Raw genomic sequence first — 18397 nt, forward strand, 5'->3', positions numbered from 1 at the left:
TTATGCACTCCGACGTAGCATGCCTTGTTTTTTGAGCCACACTAACAAAATTGAAATTGCTGCTGGTGTGATCCCTGAAATACGAGAAGCTTGACCAATTGACGTTGGTTTGTGGTCATTCAGTTTTGCCATGACTTCGTTGGATAAGCCTTTCACCTGCTTATAATCTAAATCAACAGGGAGTAAGGTATTTTCATTACGCAGTTGACGCTCGATCTCTTCTTGCTGACGAGCAATGTAACCTTCGTATTTCACTTGAATTTCAACTTGATCTGCAGCTTGAGGATCTTCAACTCCTGGAGCAAACAAATTCAAAGAAGTCAGCATTTGATAAGTCATTTCAGGACGGCGTAATAAATCTTCACCATTGGCTTCTTTCGATAATGGAACGGTTAAAATTTGGTCGATTTCTTCATGATTATCAGATTTAGGGTGAACCCAGATATCTTTTAAGCGTTGACGCTCTTTTTCGATCATTTCGACTTTGCGGTTGAAGTGCTCCCAACGAATATCATCCACAAGACCTAATTCACGTCCTTTTTCGGTTAAACGTAAATCTGCATTATCTTCGCGTAGCATCAAACGGTATTCCGCACGGGAAGTAAACATACGGTACGGTTCTTTAGTTCCTAATGTGCACAAGTCGTCAACTAATACGCCGACATAGGCTTGGTCACGACGAGGGAACCAACCTTCTAGGTCAAATGCATGTTGTGCAGCGTTAAGACCTGCTAATAAACCTTGAGCTGCGGCTTCTTCGTAACCTGTTGTACCGTTGATTTGACCCGCAAAGAACAAACCTTCGATAAATTTGCTTTCGAGAGTTTGTTTTAGATCGCGTGGGTCAAAGAAATCGTACTCAATGGCATAACCAGGGCGGACGATCCTTGCATTTTCCATTCCCTTCATGGAATGAACTATTTTCATTTGAACATCAAATGGCAAGCTGGTGGAGATCCCGTTTGGATAAATTTCGTTGCTAGTTAAACCTTCTGGCTCTAAGAAGATCTGATGTGCATTTTTATCCGCAAAACGCATGACTTTATCTTCAATTGAAGGACAGTAACGAGGGCCGATCCCTTCAATGATCCCTGCATACATAGGGCTGCGATCTAAATTATTACGGATCACATCATGAGTTTGCTCATTGGTATAGGTGATGTAGCAAGGCACTTGTTGTGGATGCTGCTCTTGCGAACCTAAAAATGAGAATACCGGCATTGGGTCGTCACCTAGCTGTTGAGCTAACTGACTGAAATCAATAGTTCTTGCATCAATACGTGGTGGTGTACCCGTTTTTAAGCGGTTTACACGTAATGGCAATTCTCTTAAACGTTGAGATAACGTAATTGCGGGTGGATCACCAGCACGACCACCACTGTAATTTTCTAAACCGATATGAATTTTTCCATCAAGGAAAGTACCTACGGTTAATACCACCGCTTTGGCTTTAAATTTTAAGCCCATGCGGGTAACAGCGCCAGTTACTCGGTTATTTTCAACAATCAGATCTTCAACAGGTTGTTGGAAGATCATTAAGTTTGGTTGGTTCTCTAATGCAGTTCTAACGGCTTGGCGATATAGCACGCGGTCTGCTTGTGCGCGAGTTGCACGAACCGCTGGGCCTTTACTTGCATTGAGTGTTCTAAATTGAATACCCGCTTTGTCAGTTGCGGTAGCCATTAAGCCACCGAGGGCATCAATTTCTCTTACCAGATGTCCCTTACCGATCCCACCGATGGCTGGGTTGCAAGACATCTGGCCCAATGTATCAATATTGTGAGTCAGTAATAGGGTTTGACGCCCCATACGTGCAGCTGCCATTGCTGCTTCAGTACCGGCATGACCACCACCAATTACGATGACGTCAAATTGCTCTGGATAAAACATGTGTGAACCTTAACGTTAGAAAATGCGGATTCTGCATTCGAGGAGTGAATTCTACTCAAGTTTGATGGAGAGACCAAGCCCTGGCCTCTCGCCTATATAATATAAAGATCTTTTTTATTTAAAGATCTCTTTATTAGATCTTTTATTAGGATCGACGGTTTCTGTGGATAAGTGAATTTTCACTTTAAAGATCATCAAAATGTAAAGGATCATATACTGTGAATGATCCGTGATCCTTTTGCGTATAAGCTGGGATCAAAACAGGAACTTATGCACAGGTCTTGGACGACCTAAAACTTATAATCTGGATAACTACCGGTTAATACCATGATCTTACCTGAGTTATCCACAGTTGTTTGCTGTTAATTTGAACAGATTAGAGTTCGTTTGCCCAAATTTTAACCCAAACACCAGCGGGATCTTCAGGAATTTCGTGTTGCTGAACATCAATTTCGAAGCAATCACCGATCCTTTTTGCACCATGATCCTGTAATAAGGTATCAAGGGTATGGATCGCACCACAAAAAGTGTCATATTCCGAACTACCAATCCCCACTGCACCGTATTTGATCTTACTCAGGTCTGGTGACTGAGATTGAATTGCTTCCGCTAACGGTTGGATATTTTCGGGAAGATCCCCTGCGCCATGTGTGGAGCTCACCACCAGCCATAACCCTTCAAGTGGTAAGTCATCTAGTTCAGGACCGTGCTGTATATCCGTTTCATAGCCGAGTTCTTCTAAAATCTCTGCCATATGCTCCGCTACATATTCGGCACTGCCCATGGTACTGCCACTAATTAAGGTTACTTTTGTTACGCTCATGGTCACTCTCTTTCACATTAACAGGCCGCTATTGTACGCTGTGAATGAGCTGGGATCTACCTGTGGATAATGTGGTTATATCATTTTTTTTCTACGGGGTGATCGTTCGCATGATCGGGTTCTGTAAGGAGATCAGCGTTTCGGTTGATTGTATTTCATCGATAGTCTGAATTTTGTTGATAAGTACATCTTGAAGGGAATCTATCGAGCGGCACATTACCTTAATAAAGATACTGTATTGACCCGTCGTATAGTAAACCTCCACGACTTCCTCTAAAGCATCTAACTTTTTGAGGGCAGTATGATAATCCTTGGCACTTTTTAAAATGATCCCTATAAAGCAGCAGACATCAAAACCCAATTGTTTTGCGCTGATATCGATACGGGTTCCTTTTATGATCCCAGCTTGCTTCATTTTTTCCACTCGCACATGAATAGTTCCGGGACTTACCGAGAATTTTTTGGCGAGTTCAGCATAAGGTGTACGTGCATTGACCATTAATTCGTGAAGTATGTCACGATCGAGATTATCGATTTGATAATTTTCTGGCATTATTTAGCCCTCATTTTGATGATTATTCATTTTTATACCCATTTTTTTAATGAAAATAAACAGTAAAGGCTTTTTTTAATGATGGATATTGAATTTATACCTCATTTTGTTGCTTAATCTACACATCGGCTAATTACAGCTAACAAATTATGGGTAAAATTATGGACAAGTCATTCATCGAACATCAGCAACAAATCAGCTTTGTTAAATCCTATTTCTCACGTTTACTTGAAAAAGAGCTTGGCTTAATCGAAGTTCAAGGTCCTATCCTGAGCCGTTTAGGTGATGGTACACAAGACAACTTATCAGGCTGCGAAAAAGCCGTTCAAGTAAAAGTGAAATCAATTCCTGGTGCAACGTTTGAAGTGGTTCACTCTTTGGCTAAATGGAAACGCAAAACCTTAGGTCGTTTTGGTTTCAGCGAAGGTCAAGGTCTGTACACACACATGAAAGCGTTACGTCCGGACGAGGATCGCTTAACCCCAATCCACTCCGTCTATGTTGACCAGTGGGATTGGGAAAAAGTGATGGCAGATGAGGATCGTACGCTTCCTTATCTGAAGCAGACAGTGGGTAAAATCTATAAGGCAATAAAAGAAACAGAAGCTGCCGTAAGTAAAGAATTTGGGCTGGCACCGTTCCTGCCAGACCAAATTCACTTTATCCACAGCGAAGAGCTGCTAAAACGTTATCCAGATTTAGACGCGAAAGGTCGTGAGCGTGCGATTGCGAAAGAATTGGGTGCGGTATTCTTAATCGGTATTGGTGGAAAACTGTCAAGCGGTGAATCCCACGATGTACGTGCACCAGACTACGATGACTGGACAACCGAAAACGAAGATGGCTTCAAAGGCCTAAACGGTGACATTATTGTTTGGAACCCAGTATTACAAGACGCATTTGAAATCTCTTCAATGGGGATCCGTGTCAGTCCTGAATGTTTAACTCGCCAACTCGCATTAACAGGTGATGAAAAACGTATGGAACTGGAATGGCATCAAGCGTTAGTCAAAGGTGAAATGCCGCAATCTATCGGTGGTGGTATTGGCCAATCTCGCTTAGTGATGTTACTGCTGCAACGTCAACATATCGGTCAAGTTCAGTGTGGTGTTTGGTCACCAGAAATGGCTGAAACAGTTGAAGATATGCTGTAATTAGCGATTAAAACGGCGTAGTAGTCGGCTTTTTAGCCCTGTATCAAAGCGCCAGATATGATCAAATATCTTCATGATACCGGGCTTCCCATAATTTGAGACGGATACCGCATGGAAGCGGTATTTACCAACCTTCTGAAGGGACTTAATCTTCTGAATTAACTCATCCGGTAAGCGTTGAGCCACAAAGTCCGAAATGACAACCGCATCGGCATCACTCCACTGTTTTGACTCTAATTTTACCGTTGTTTCTCGTAAACATGCTGCCAAGTCTGTTCCACCACGGAATGTTTGATGCAAGAAGCGCATGCATTGTTCTAAGCCATCCGCAGAGAGAAGGTCATAATGAACAATTTCAGTGGAAAACAGCATCACGTGACAAGCTCGGTTATCCGCCAGCGCGATTTTCATTAAAGCCAGACAGAACGCCTTTGCACAGCGTTCATTGATTCCACCCATAGAACCTGAAGTATCGATACATACCACAAATGGTCCTCTGGGCTGATCTTCATGTTGATGATGGGTCACAGGGCGTAAAACTTTGCGTTCTTGCCAGCTTTCCCCTTGTAAGCGATAGGTAATAAGCTGTTTCTCTAATAACTTGCGGTAGAACTCGAATTCAATATCTTCAAGCCCTAACATCGCAAGCTCAGCAGGTAATAGCCGCAGAATATCGTCACTCTGGTTTAAGCCATTCACTTGTTCAGGTACAGTTTCCGGGACTTTTTCCATCACCGTCATCGGCTCAAGGATCACATTATCATCCAGAATAGATTTGGCTGATTGGCTACGCCCCAGTAGCTGAGCAATTTTTTCAAGCTCGGGTTGCTGGCGCAAAAAATCACTGTAGCGCGCGATTAATTGATCATTATAAGCCGCTGGGTTACTAAACCCTTTGCTCAGATCCCATAATCGCCCAGAAGAGCGCTCATTTTCCCCTAGAATATCCTCAAGATTTCCGCTCAGTGCTAAACGGCGCTGTAATTCCGCCAGCAGTTGCTCTTTTTCCTGTTCTAAGAGTTCTTTATGTAATGTAGTCACCTGCAAAATCAAACTAATACGCCAACGCTGAACAATCAAAGATTGTCGCGCACTGCGATTTTCAATTTTTCCCTTTTGCAGTTGCAGGGCTTCACGGTAAAACGGGGAATCTAACTGCTCGAGCCGTGCTATCACATCGGGTAATTGCGTGAAAAACTTATCAGTGGGAATCCCCAATGACTTCTGATATAGCCCAAATTCTTCAGAAAGTTGCTGAGGAACTAACGCATCTTGCAGCTTCTGTTTAAGGTCTTTTTTCCAACTGGAGAGATCTTTTAATAGCGCCTTTTTCAATCGAGGATGCTTTTCAAAGAAAACCGCCAGCTGTGGGGTGGCGAGAAGAGAAATAATAATCTCTTCAATCAGCTGGCTTTCATTCACCGAAAGCAATAATTCGAGGGACGCTAGGCTCATCATAATGAGTTAGTCACCTTTCCCATAATTTGCTGGCGGAGCTGGGTCAATTTATCGCTAAGCTTAATAAAGCTCTCTTCAACATCCGCGAGCCAGTGCGCCTCGATAAACAGGTTAGGTTGCTGCTTCTCAAACTGATATTTAGCCCCTTGGATCTCATTTTGGATGGCATCAAGCTTATCCAACCACTCTTTATTATTGGTTGTCGGTGCCGCTGTAGGGTTTTTATCTTGTAAATATAAGGTTGATGCTTGATGGCTAACATCTAATAGTTGGATCTGGTTTAAATTATTCACTTCAGCGGCTAGCTCTTGCGCGAAACCAATCCCATTAAGATGAGCGGATAAGGTGGTGCCTTTATTAAGGAAATTTGCCAGTGATTTTTTCTCGGTGGTAATAAAGGTCACTTTCATATTATGTAGCTGTAATGGGCGATGTAAAAATAGGGTTACACGCCCTTCGCTAATATTCTCAGGCAACACATAAGAGGCTTTTCGTGCAAACATCGCGTTATTTTTTAAAACTTTAAAAGCATCTTGGTTATTTTGATCTTGGGTGGATGACATCCACTGTTGGTAAATTTGCTCAATTTCTCGTGTAAATTTACGTTGTTGCCAACCATCTTCTTGTACTAATGACTTGAGCAATTGGGGCAGTAAGTTCATTGACTGCATATCGTGCCATAAGCAATCTTTGAGTAGCACAATATCCAACGGTGAAACAGAGTTTCGACCATTAAAGAATGCGCTAGCCTGCAATAAATAAACGGCTTTTTTCCAACGTCTATCAGAGACATACAGATTCTTCTCTGTGGCATCAATTTGTTGGCGTAATTGGTAAATCAATTCAAAACAGTGATCGGGCAGCGAAACCTTGGGAATTTCTTTTTGCCATTCTCGGTACTCTTCTTCACTGATTTTTAGGTGATCAGGAACCAAATTTTCTTCTTGCTGAGATTTGCCAGTCAGCAGCGCACGGAAATTTTGTTTCTCTTGTACTTTATCCAGCCAAATTCGCAGCAACATCCTATCAAACAGCGCTTCAAGACTATTATCCGCATCCGGTAGCTCGTTGGATGCGGTGACTAGCAAGCGCATTGGGATATTTTTCTCTTCATCCCCATTACGGAATTTGCGTTCATTTATGGCAGTTAGTAAGGTATTTAAGATGGCAGGGCCTGCTTTCCAAATTTCATCCAAAAACACCACTTCCGCATCGGGCAGGTATCCTTTGGTTAAACGCTCATAACGCCCTTCATCTTTTAAGGCTTGAATGGAAAGCGGTCCAAAAATTTCTTCGGGGGTAGAAAAGCGCGTCATTAAATATTCAAACGCATTCGCTTGGCGGAAGGCATATTTCATGCGGCGGGCAATTAAGCTTTTCGCTATCCCAGGAGGACCCAGCAAGAACACGCTTTCCCCACTCAGCGTGGCGAGCAAACACAAACGAATAGCTTGCTGACGTTCATACAAACCACCTTCAAGGTAGTTGCTTAATTGGGCTATCCGTTCTGCTAATTGCATAAGGTGTTCCTTTTCTCTAAATAACTCTTCTAAGGGTTAGAGGGAGATGGTTATTGGCCAAGCTATTGCTAGGTTAGCTGTCCTTTTATTCATTGTGCAATCAGTTTTGTGATTTTTCTTTGATGTTATTTCGGATAAAGAGCAACAAATTTAGGTTGTAGCGAACAACTGAGTATTAATTAAGCAGGAACGATTCAGCGACAACTTATTCAATAAGTTAGCTTTTTATGCGTAAAAATAGGCTAACGAAACGTTTCGATAGTGATCACAAAACCAAGATAAGAACATTGAGTTGTGACTGTTCTTTACTATTATTGTATAAGCGAAACGTTTCGCTCATGCAGAGCCGAAACTCAAAAGTAGAAAAAATAGACTAAAAACGGTGGTAAAGAATGAAGAAAGGTATGTTGCTTAACTCAAATGTTGCTTCCGTGATTGCAAAACTCGGTCATACCGACCATATCACGCTGGGAGATGCAGGCTTACCCATTCCTGCCAGCGCTGAACGTATCGATCTGGCTGTGACGCAAGGACTACCGGATTTTATGTCTGTTTTGCGAGTGATCACCCAAGAGATGCAGGTAGAAAAAGCGATACTTGCTCAAGAAATCAGCAAAATAAATCCTCAAATGGAAAAAGCCATTTTAGCCCATCTTCATGAATTGGAAGCGGCACAGGGAAACCATATTGAAGTCATCTATTGCAGCCATGAACATTTCAAGCAACGTACTCATGAAAGCAAAGCCGTGATCCGAACAGGGGAATGTTCACCATACGCTAATATCATTCTTTGTTCTGGTGTGACTTTCTGAGGTGACTATGCAACCTTTATTAGAACTTATTGGCATTGATAAAGCCTTCCCCGGTGTAAAAGCTCTCTCGGGAGCCGCCTTAAAAGTCTACCCTGGTCGAGTGATGGCGCTGGTGGGGGAAAATGGTGCGGGTAAATCCACCATGATGAAAGTGCTCACGGGGATCTACAACAAAGATGCGGGCGCGATCCGTTACCTTGGTAAAGAAGTCGTGTTTAATGGTCCGAAAAGTTCCCAAGAAGCGGGGATCGGGATCATTCACCAAGAACTGAATTTAATTCCTGAACTTACCATCGCTGAAAACATTTTTTTAGGTCGCGAATTTGTGAACAAATTCGGCAAAATCGACTGGAAAAAAATGTTCAGCGAATCAGACAAACTGCTCCAGCGATTAAACCTTGATTACGATAGCCACCAAACTATCGCCGAATTATCTATCGGTGAACAACAAATGGTGGAAATTGCCAAAGTTCTCAGCTTTCAGTCTCAAGTCATCATTATGGATGAGCCGACGGACGCACTGACCGATACCGAAACTGCCTCACTTTTTCGCGTGATTGAAGATTTAAAATCCCAAGGCTGCGGCATTGTGTATATCTCTCACCGTTTAAAAGAGATCTTCGAAATTTGCGACGACGTGACTGTTTTTCGTGATGGCCAGTTTATTGGTGAAAAGCCAGTCAGTGAATTAGAAGAAGAAAAACTGATTGAGATGATGGTAGGACGCAAACTGGAAGACCAATATCCGCGAATCGATGTGCCTGTTGGCGATATTCGTCTGCAAGTTGAAAATGTTTCAGGACCTGGTGTCACCAATGCCAGTTTCACGCTAAAAAGCGGTGAAATTCTAGGAGTTTCAGGTTTGATGGGCGCAGGACGTACGGAGCTGATGAAAATCATCTACGGTGCAGCTCCGAAAAAATCTGGCAATATCCAGTTAGAAGGTAAAAACGTCACCTTAAAAACCCCGCAAGATGGTTTGAATAACGGCATCGTTTATATTTCGGAAGACCGTAAGCGCGATGGGTTAGTGCTGGGGATGTCAGTAAAAGAAAATATGTCCTTAACGGCATTAGGTTACTTCAGCCACTTTGGCGGCACATTAAAACATGGCGAAGAGCAAATGACCGTGGGGGATTTTATCCGCTTATTTAATATTAAAACCCCATCCATGGACCAAATTATTGGCAACTTATCTGGTGGTAACCAGCAAAAAGTGGCTATTGCCCGTGGACTAATGACACGACCGAAAGTGCTTATCCTCGATGAGCCAACCCGTGGTGTCGACGTCGGGGCAAAAAAAGAGATCTACCAACTCATCAACCAATTTAAAAAAGAAGGGCTGAGTATCATCCTCGTATCTTCAGAAATGCCTGAAGTGATTGGGATGAGCGATCGCATTTTGGTTATGCATGAAGGGCATATCAGCGGCGAATTCTCTGCCAAAGAAGCAACGCAGGAAGCCTTAATGGCGGCCGCAGTCGGTAAAAATTACGGCTCAGTTCAGGAGTTAACAGCATGAGTTCAACAACCGCACCATCAAAACGCTACTTCAGCAAAGCATGGCTAATGGAGCAAAAATCCTTAATCGCCCTATTAGTCTTAATTGCGATTGTTTCAACCCTAAGTCCTAACTTTTTTACGGTCAACAACCTGTTTAACATCTTGCAACAGACTTCTGTGAACGCGATTATGGCGGTGGGAATGACATTAGTGATTCTTACGTCGGGCATTGATTTGTCTGTGGGATCACTATTGGCATTAACAGGCGCAGTAGCTGCATCGATGGTCGGAGCTGAAGTGAATGCCTTTGTTGCTGTCGCAGGAGCATTAGCGCTCGGTGCTGCAATTGGTGCATGTACAGGGGTGATTGTTGCAAAAGGTAAAGTCCAAGCTTTTATCGCCACATTGGTCATGATGCTATTACTGCGTGGTGTAACCCGGGTTTATACCGATGGCAGCCCAATCAATACGGGTTTTAGTGATAACGCCGATTTATTTGGTTGGTTTGGTATTGGTCGCCCATTAGGTATTCCTACCCCAGTATGGTTAATGGTTATCGTCTTTGCGGCGGCTTGGTACATGCTACACCACACTCGCTTAGGTCGTTATATCTATGCGTTAGGCGGAAATGAATCAGCGACCCGCTTATCCGGTATTAATGTCGATAAAATTAAAATTATCGTTTACTCCCTGTGTGGTTTATTAGCAGCGCTGGCGAGTGTGATTGAAGTTGCACGTTTATCTTCAGCTCAGCCAATGGCGGGTAACGGTTATGAACTGGATGCGATTGCTGCGGTTGTACTGGGCGGCACAAGCCTTGCTGGTGGTAAAGGGCGCATTGTAGGTACGCTGATTGGTGCGCTGATCCTTGGTTTCTTAAACAATGGATTGAACTTACTCGGTATTTCCTCGAACTACCAAATGATCGTAAAAGCCGTTGTGATTTTATTAGCTGTACTTGTTGATAACAAAAAATAGTGATTCTGACCCCTACCCGATAATGACAGGAATTTTCTTATGAAACTGAACAAATTAGCGACTTTATTTACCGCTTTTGCACTAACAGCAACCGTCAGTGTGAACGCGATGGCCAAAGAGAGCATTGCGCTGGTTATTTCAACCCTGAACAACCCATTCTTTGTGACTATGAAAGATGCGGCACAAAAAGAAGCGGACAAACTGGGTTATGAACTGATTGTTTTGGATTCTCAAGATAACCCGGCGAAAGAGTTAGCGAACGTCCAAGATTTAACGGTACGTGGTACCAAATTAATGCTGATCAACCCAACTGACTCTGACGCAGTGGGTAACTCTATCCTGATGGCTAACAAAGCGAAAATCCCCGTGATCACCTTAGACCGCGCCGCTAACAAAGGTGAAGTGGTGAGCCATGTTGCTTCTGATAACCGCATGGGTGGAAAAATGGCGGCAGACTTTATTGCCAAGAAAACGGGCAATGACGCCAAAGTTATTCAATTAGAAGGGATTTCTGGAACGTCGGCAGCTCGTGAACGTGGTGAAGGTTTCAATACGGGTGCGAAAGAGCATAAATTCAACGTATTAGCGAGCCAACCTGCGGATTTCGACAGAACTAAAGGCTTGAACGTTATGCAAAACTTATTGACAGCGCACCCTGCAGTTCAGGCTGTTTTTGCACAAAACGATGAAATGGCATTAGGTGCGTTAAGAGCATTACAAACTGCTGGTCGTGATGACGTTTTAGTGGTTGGTTTTGATGGCACAAATGACGGTATCAAAGCAGTTCAAGGCGGAAAATTAGGCGCGACGATTGCTCAGCGCCCAGATCAAATTGGTATTGTTGGGGTGCAGATCGCAGATAAAGTATTAAAAGGCGAGAAAGTTGAAGCAACAGTTCCCGTTGAATTAGAACTCGTGGTAAAACAATAAATCTATATAAAGTAATTATCCTTGATAAAACAATAAGATTGGTAAATCGCCGTGAAACTTTGCGGCGGTTTATTTAATTGCGTAGCGAAAGGACATAAATGTGATGGCAGCAGCTAAACTGGTTGTTTTAGGTAGTATCAACGTTGACCACATTCTTAATGTGCAACAGTTTCCCCAGCCAGGCGAAACAGTAAGAGGTGATAGTTACCAAGTTGCTTTCGGCGGTAAAGGCGCGAACCAGGCAGTCGCCGCAGGTCGTAGTGGTGCTGATATCACATTTATTGCTTGTGTCGGTGATGACGATGTCGGCGTCAGCATCAAAAAACAACTGCAAAAAGATACGATTAAGATTGATTGCATCGACTCAGTTGCTGGCGAAACCACGGGTGTTGCACTTATTTACGTAAACGGGCAAGGCGAAAATATTATTGGGATTAATGCTGGGGCTAATGGTCATCTCTCCACAGAGCGACTGGCAGGGTATCAGCAAAAAATTGTCGATGCGGATGCGCTATTGATGCAGCTTGAGTCCCCAATTGAAACTGTCCAAATGGCCGCTGAGATTGCGCGCCAACATCAAACCCAAGTGATCTTAAATCCTGCGCCTGCACAAGCGTTACCTGATTCGCTACTGTCGCTGGTGGATGTGATCACGCCAAACGAAACGGAAGCGGAGCATTTAACGGGCATCGCTGTTAATGATGAAGAAGGCGCACAAAAAGCAGCACAAGCACTGCATCAAAAAGGCATTAATAAAGTGATGATTACATTAGGTGCCAGAGGGGTTTGGTTCAGTGAATCTGGCAAGCAAGGCAAAATAATTCCGGGCTTTAAAGTGAAAGCGGTGGACACCATTGCAGCAGGTGATACATTCAATGGGGCGTATGTAACTGCGCTACTTGAAGGTCAGTCCGATGAAGATGCGATTGTCTTTGCCCATGCGGCTGCTGCAATTGCAGTGACGCGTCCCGGCGCACAACCTTCTGTTCCATGGCGTAATGAAATAGACCAGTTTCTTCTTCAATAGGATTAATTTGTGGCAACAATGAAAGATGTTGCTCGCCTTGCTGGCGTGTCAACATCCACCGTCTCCCATGTTATCAATCAAAATCGCTATGTTAGCGAAAGCGTTACTTCACGGGTAAAAAGTGCCATCGAACAACTCAACTATGCGCCATCGGCCTTAGCGAGAAGTTTGAAGATGAACCGCACCAATACCATTGGAATGTTACTGACAGCCAGTAATAACCCGTTTTATGCGGAAGTCGTGCGTGGTGTAGAACGTAGTTGCTACGAATTGGGTTACAGTTTGATCCTGTGTAACACCGAAGGGGATTTTAAGCGGATGGATCATAGCTTAGAAACTCTTCTGCAAAAACGCGTCGATGGGCTTCTTATTATGTGCACCGAAGCGCAAGGTCCATCCAAAGCGGTATTTTCTCGTTATCCCTCCGTTCCTACAGTAATGATGGACTGGTCTCCGTTTGAATCAGCCGGAGATATTATTCAGGATAACTCGTTCCTCGGCGGTGAAATCGCCACGCGTCATTTAATCGATGCTGGGTTTACTCGAATCGCCTGTATTGCCGGTCCTCAAGATAAATCTCCCGCACAAGCGCGTTATCAAGGTTTTCTTCATGCCATGAAGGCTGCATCCCTCAAAATCCACGAAGAATATATTATCTTTAGTGATTTTGAATTTTCAGGTGGATTTGATTCAATGAATAAGCTTTTGGCGTTATCGAATCCTCCAGATGCTATTTTTGCGGGGAATGACGCGATGGCGGTCGGTGCTTACCAAGCTATTTACCAAAAAGGCATGAAAGTACCTGACGACATTTCCATTATTGGTTATGACGATATTGCACTCTCTTCTTATATGATCCCACCACTTACCACTGTTCATCAGCCAAAGGATGAACTTGGTCAGCAAGCGGTTAACCAACTTATTTATCGAATGGATAACCCAGATGCGGAACCCTCTGTTTTAGTTTTAACGCCAAAACTCGTGGAACGCCAATCAGTGAGGAAACGCTAATTCTGCGTTTTCTCAGATTTTTTGCTTTTGCCTTTAATCAAATTATCACCATCAGTTTTACTGAGTAATAAAAACACAAAGGCAGAAAGTAACGTGATAGCCCCGATAGTAATAAAGGTGTAATGGAAGTTATCCACGACATTACTATTTGGCTGGTTATCAAAAAAGCTCAAAATGGTGGCGCTCACCGCGATCCCAAAGCTAATCGAAAGCTGTTGAGTCACCGCTAGCATACTGTTGCCAGCGCTAGCGTTATTATCTGTTAAGTCCGCTAAGCAAATGGTATTCATGGCAGTGAACTGGGTGGACATCACCATTCCTAAAACAAACAACGGAACGATAAGCAGATAAATCGACATATCTGGAGATTGCAGCGAAAACTGCGAGACCATCAACCCAATAATCACCGTGACAGTAAATAGCGTATTACGGTATCCAAATCGGGTTAGAATTCTTGTGACTGCGGATTTTGCTGTAATCGAGCCAATGGCCAGCGGAGCCATCATCATTCCCGCCACCACAGCTTCATAACCAAATCCCACTTGCAGCATCAATGGCATTAGGAATGGAATGCTTCCAGTACCTAATCGAGTGGCGATGTTACCGCTAATACCGATGGAAAAGGTTCTCGTCTTAAATAAGTTAAGCGGAATAATGGCGTGCTTAATGCGCCTTGCATGAAGTATATAAAGAAGAAGACAAAGAAAACCGCCTAGAACAATAGCCAAAGGAATATAGCTAGATAATGATTTATCGCCAAACAGATCCAAACTGACGGAAAGCATGACCAAGCCAAACCCAAATAAAATAAATCCAAGGGTATCAAACTTGCGTTTTGGCATTTTAAAATCAGGCATATGCTTTAATGCATATACAATCCCAAGCACACCAATAGGGATATTAATAATAAATATCCAATGCCATGTGGCATAGGTGACGAGAATACCACCCAGCAGGGGGCCTAAGATGGGGCCAACTAATCCAGGGATGGTGACAAAATTCAAAATAGGCAAAAGTTCACTGCGCGGATACGCCCGAATTAATGCGAGTCGCGCTACTGGCATCATCATTGCTCCGCCAATTCCCTGGATAACGCGAGAAATAACGAGCACAGTTAATGAAGGGGAAAGAGCGCAGAGCAATGATCCTAAAGAAAACAGAGAAACTGCAATAATAAAGATACGTCGAGTACCAAATCTATCGGCAAACCAACCACTCACCGGAATTAACAGTGCAACTGTTAGGGTATAGCTCACCACGGCAGATTGCATCGCTAATGGGGAGTGATGCAAACTTTTGGCGATATCAGGCAGTGCCGTATTCAATATCGTGGCATCTAACGCTTGCATAAAGAAAGCCATCGCGGCAATCCATGGCAAACCCGACATATTTTTAGCAGTTTTAAACATCCGTTACCTATTGATAAATTTGGTGAGCGAATTCGTTCTGTTAGCTTATTTGTTCATTGTCGTTAATAAGGTATAGCAGAGATCGTAAGCTTCACGACTATTGCCATTAATAATAGCATCAGCAAGTTGTTGATGAAGTTCCACTTCAATCGCATCATTTTCTGTTATTGCATCAAAATAAAGCTGGTACACCGATCTAAACAGATTCGCGAACGAAATTAAAAAAGGATTACAGCACGCCCGATAGATAGTGAGATGAAAACGAAAATCAACTTTTATCCAGTGAGGTCTATCGAACTCTTTTTCTAAGGTTACCATTTCATTTGATAGTAATTGTAGAGACTGTTTTTGTTCTTCTGTGGCATTCAGTGCAGCGAGATAGCAAGCTTGAGGCTCAATGGCGAGACGAACAACTTGAAAGTGTGTAATTACCACTGACTTTTCTTCGCTGTTAATCCACCAATTTAATAAGTCTTGGTCGAGAAAGTTCCAATTCGATGAGGGCATGACTCGTGTACCAATTCGAGGGCGAGCTAAAACCATGCCTTTTGCTGCTAATGTTTTAATGGCTTCTCTTATGGCGGTTCGGCTGGCATTAAACTGCTTTGATAATTCTAATTCACTGGGAAGAATAGAGTCAGATAAGTAGGTGCCTTTTAATATGAGCTGTCCAAGACTCCGCGCAATAATAAAAGAGAGGTTTTTTTGTGAGGCATTTTGTTGCTTGCTCAATTCCATAATTCATCTCATACAGATACTAATCAATGATATGTTACGTGAGTAAATCAATTATTGCTGCTGAAATAGTCAAAAAACAGTAGTAATTTACGCTATTAAGTCATATTTGGCTAAAAAAAACGCGAACGAAATAAATATGTAAAAAAACACTTGCGAGATTTTTCGAGCTCCCTATAATGCGCATCCGTTGTCACGACAAACCGGCTCGAAGAAAACCTCGAAGCCCCGTGATAACAGAGGTGAAGAAAGAAAATAGTTGAAAATAATCGCTTGACTTTCTAAATAAAAAACGTAGTATACGACACCTCGCGACAACGACCTAAAGTCGATAATCAAAAGATTAAGTCGCACCGCTCTTTAACAATTTATCAGACAATCTGTGTGGGCACTCACAGGACACTATCAAAAAAATATTTGATTTTAAGTCTTGAAGAGTGACTAACACGTTAATTCATATATATGAACTAATAGGTAATTTGGTTTCTTCGGAAATCAAACGACAGTAACATTCTTTGAGCATCAAGCTTTTTAATTGAAGAGTTTGATCATGGCTCAGATTGAACGCTGGCGGCAGGCCTAACACATGCAAGTCGAGCGGTAACAGGGGAAGCTTGCTTCTCGCTGACGAGCGGCGGACGGGTGAGTAATGTATGGGGATCTGCCCGATAGAGGGGGATAACTACTGGAAACGGTAGCTAATACCGCATAATCTCTCAGGAGCAAAGCAGGGGAACTTCGGTCCTTGCGCTATCGGATGAACCCATATGGGATTAGCTAGTTGGTGAGGTAATGGCTCACCAAGGCGACGATCCCTAGCTGGTCTGAGAGGATGATCAGCCACACTGGGACTGAGACACGGCCCAGACTCCTACGGGAGGCAGCAGTGGGGAATATTGCACAATGGGCGCAAGCCTGATGCAGCCATGCCGCGTGTATGAAGAAGGCCTTAGGGTTGTAAAGTACTTTCAGTTGGGAGGAAGGCGTTGATGCTAATATCATCAGCGATTGACGTTACCAACAGAAGAAGCACCGGCTAACTCCGTGCCAGCAGCCGCGGTAATACGGAGGGTGCAAGCGTTAATCGGAATTACTGGGCGTAAAGCGCACGCAGGCGGTTGATTAAGTTAGATGTGAAATCCCCGGGCTTAACCTGGGAATGGCATCTAAGACTGGTCAGCTAGAGTCTTGTAGAGGGGGGTAGAATTCCATGTGTAGCGGTGAAATGCGTAGAGATGTGGAGGAATACCGGTGGCGAAGGCGGCCCCCTGGACAAAGACTGACGCTCAGGTGCGAAAGCGTGGGGAGCAAACAGGATTAGATACCCTGGTAGTCCACGCTGTAAACGATGTCGATTTGGAGGTTGTTCCCTAGAGGAGTGGCTTCCGGAGCTAACGCGTTAAATCGACCGCCTGGGGAGTACGGCCGCAAGGTTAAAACTCAAATGAATTGACGGGGGCCCGCACAAGCGGTGGAGCATGTGGTTTAATTCGATGCAACGCGAAGAACCTTACCTACTCTTGACATCCAGAGAATTTAGCAGAGATGCTTTAGTGCCTTCGGGAACTCTGAGACAGGTGCTGCATGGCTGTCGTCAGCTCGTGTTGTGAAATGTTGGGTTAAGTCCCGCAACGAGCGCAACCCTTATCCTTTGTTGCCAGCGATTCGGTCGGGAACTCAAAGGAGACTGCCGGTGATAAACCGGAGGAAGGTGGGGATGACGTCAAGTCATCATGGCCCTTACGAGTAGGGCTACACACGTGCTACAATGGCGTATACAAAGAGAAGCGACCTCGCGAGAGCAAGCGGAACTCATAAAGTACGTCGTAGTCCGGATTGGAGTCTGCAACTCGACTCCATGAAGTCGGAATCGCTAGTAATCGTAGATCAGAATGCTACGGTGAATACGTTCCCGGGCCTTGTACACACCGCCCGTCACACCATGGGAGTGGGTTGCAAAAGAAGTAGGTAGCTTAACCTTCGGGAGGGCGCTTACCACTTTGTGATTCATGACTGGGGTGAAGTCGTAACAAGGTAACCGTAGGGGAACCTGCGGTTGGATCACCTCCTTACCATTGAAGTGTTTTTGTGAAGTGCTCACACAGATTGTCTGATGAAATAGAGTAACGGTATCGATAGGCTTGTAGCTCAGGTGGTTAGAGCGCACCCCTGATAAGGGTGAGGTCGGTGGTTCAAGTCCACTCAGGCCTACCAAAATCGAATTGATGCTTCGTTATAACTCAGCTCGTTTACCAGACGTAAACGTCGCCAAGTTATGCCTTGCTTAAATTCGATTTAACTCAAAATTCTTTCTTAGTGAGAGAATCGATACTGGAATTACCTTTATGGGGCTATAGCTCAGCTGGGAGAGCGCCTGCCTTGCACGCAGGAGGTCAGCGGTTCGATCCCGCTTAGCTCCACCATAAACTTTCTGATTATTCAGAATAGATTAGAAATAGTCTATTGCGAATAATTATGCTCTTTAACAATCTGGAACAAGCTGAAAATTGAAAACAACGCACATTGTTTATCGCTTAAACAATGTGAGAGTCTCTCAAAAATCTCAACTTGAATGTGTTCAACTGGCCGTCGGG

14 protein-coding genes, 2 tRNA genes and 1 rRNA gene are annotated in these 18397 nt (G+C 43.7%); 10 read left to right on the plus strand and 7 right to left on the minus strand.

Going from position 1 to position 18397, the window contains the following annotated elements:
• The 3 genes from mnmG to asnC all read right to left on the minus strand — a co-directional run bounded on the left by mnmG (position 1) and on the right by asnC (position 3266).
• Entirely contained in the window at positions 1–1890 is a 1890-nt protein-coding gene (gene mnmG, locus ACIH2S_RS00265) for a tRNA uridine-5-carboxymethylaminomethyl(34) synthesis enzyme MnmG (protein ID WP_036950604.1), read from the minus strand.
• A 376-nt stretch (positions 1891–2266) separates the two neighbouring features.
• Complete coding sequence (mioC, locus tag ACIH2S_RS00270; RefSeq protein WP_036950602.1) at positions 2267–2713, minus strand: FMN-binding protein MioC; 447 nt, start codon at positions 2711–2713, stop codon at positions 2267–2269.
• 91 nt (positions 2714–2804) lie between these two features.
• Positions 2805–3266: a transcriptional regulator AsnC gene (gene asnC / locus ACIH2S_RS00275; protein WP_036950600.1), complete on the minus strand. Its 462-nt coding sequence runs from the start codon at positions 3264–3266 to the stop codon at positions 2805–2807.
• Between the two features lie 161 nt (positions 3267–3427).
• Between asnC and asnA the strand changes: the two genes are divergently transcribed.
• The gene (asnA, locus tag ACIH2S_RS00280; protein WP_036950599.1) at positions 3428–4420 is read left to right on the plus strand and encodes an aspartate--ammonia ligase; all 993 of its coding nucleotides are present in this window, start codon (positions 3428–3430) and stop codon (positions 4418–4420) included.
• On the opposite strand, the gene viaA is transcribed toward asnA, so the two are convergent.
• A complete protein-coding gene (viaA, locus tag ACIH2S_RS00285; RefSeq protein WP_036950597.1) occupies positions 4421–5878 on the minus strand; it encodes an ATPase RavA stimulator ViaA in 1458 nt (485 codons plus the stop codon).
• On the minus strand, positions 5875–7398 hold the full coding sequence (gene ravA, locus ACIH2S_RS00290) for an ATPase RavA (protein WP_108479113.1): 1524 nt from the start codon (positions 7396–7398) through the stop codon (positions 5875–5877). Before ravA ends, viaA begins: the two co-directional genes overlap by 4 nt.
• 392 nt (positions 7399–7790) lie before the next feature.
• Between ravA and rbsD the strand changes: the two genes are divergently transcribed.
• From rbsD to rbsR, 6 genes are all read left to right on the plus strand, one after another.
• Positions 7791–8210: a D-ribose pyranase gene (gene rbsD / locus ACIH2S_RS00295; protein WP_108479112.1), complete on the plus strand. Its 420-nt coding sequence runs from the start codon at positions 7791–7793 to the stop codon at positions 8208–8210.
• A gap of 7 nt (positions 8211–8217) precedes the next feature.
• Positions 8218–9732 carry a ribose ABC transporter ATP-binding protein RbsA gene (rbsA, locus tag ACIH2S_RS00300; RefSeq protein ID WP_108479111.1) on the plus strand — a complete coding sequence of 505 codons (1515 nt, stop codon included), beginning with the start codon at positions 8218–8220 and terminating at the stop codon, positions 9730–9732.
• The gene (rbsC, locus tag ACIH2S_RS00305) at positions 9729–10691 is read left to right on the plus strand and encodes a ribose ABC transporter permease (RefSeq protein ID WP_036950589.1); all 963 of its coding nucleotides are present in this window, start codon (positions 9729–9731) and stop codon (positions 10689–10691) included. Before rbsA ends, rbsC begins: the two co-directional genes overlap by 4 nt.
• 39 nt (positions 10692–10730) lie before the next feature.
• Positions 10731–11621, plus strand: a complete 891-nt coding sequence (rbsB, locus tag ACIH2S_RS00310) for a ribose ABC transporter substrate-binding protein RbsB (protein ID WP_108479110.1) — start codon at positions 10731–10733, stop codon at positions 11619–11621.
• A 103-nt stretch (positions 11622–11724) separates the two neighbouring features.
• Complete coding sequence (rbsK, locus tag ACIH2S_RS00315; RefSeq protein ID WP_036950585.1) at positions 11725–12648, plus strand: ribokinase; 924 nt, start codon at positions 11725–11727, stop codon at positions 12646–12648.
• A 9-nt stretch (positions 12649–12657) separates the two neighbouring features.
• Positions 12658–13659 carry a ribose operon transcriptional repressor RbsR gene (gene rbsR, locus ACIH2S_RS00320; protein WP_165906962.1) on the plus strand — a complete coding sequence of 334 codons (1002 nt, stop codon included), beginning with the start codon at positions 12658–12660 and terminating at the stop codon, positions 13657–13659.
• Here rbsR and mdtD read toward each other — a convergent pair.
• Positions 13656–15068: a multidrug transporter subunit MdtD gene (gene mdtD, locus ACIH2S_RS00325; RefSeq protein WP_108479109.1), complete on the minus strand. Its 1413-nt coding sequence runs from the start codon at positions 15066–15068 to the stop codon at positions 13656–13658. The two genes, rbsR and mdtD, sit on opposite strands and share 4 nt — an antisense overlap.
• 45 nt (positions 15069–15113) lie before the next feature.
• Positions 15114–15806, minus strand: coding sequence for a FadR/GntR family transcriptional regulator (locus ACIH2S_RS00330; protein WP_036950581.1), 693 nt, complete (start codon positions 15804–15806; stop codon positions 15114–15116).
• A gap of 529 nt (positions 15807–16335) precedes the next feature.
• Between ACIH2S_RS00330 and ACIH2S_RS00335 the strand changes: the two genes are divergently transcribed.
• From ACIH2S_RS00335 to ACIH2S_RS00345, 3 genes are all read left to right on the plus strand, one after another.
• Positions 16336–17875, plus strand: a 16S ribosomal RNA gene (locus tag ACIH2S_RS00335).
• Positions 17876–17940: 65 nt separating this feature from the next.
• Positions 17941–18017: transfer RNA gene (locus ACIH2S_RS00340), tRNA-Ile, on the plus strand.
• 133 nt (positions 18018–18150) lie between these two features.
• Positions 18151–18226, plus strand: a tRNA-Ala gene (locus ACIH2S_RS00345).
• Positions 18227–18397: the final 171 nt, after the last annotated feature.

It is taken from the genome of Providencia lanzhouensis (genome assembly GCF_050469745.1).
GTDB classification, from domain to species: Bacteria; Pseudomonadota; Gammaproteobacteria; order Enterobacterales; family Enterobacteriaceae; genus Providencia; species Providencia lanzhouensis.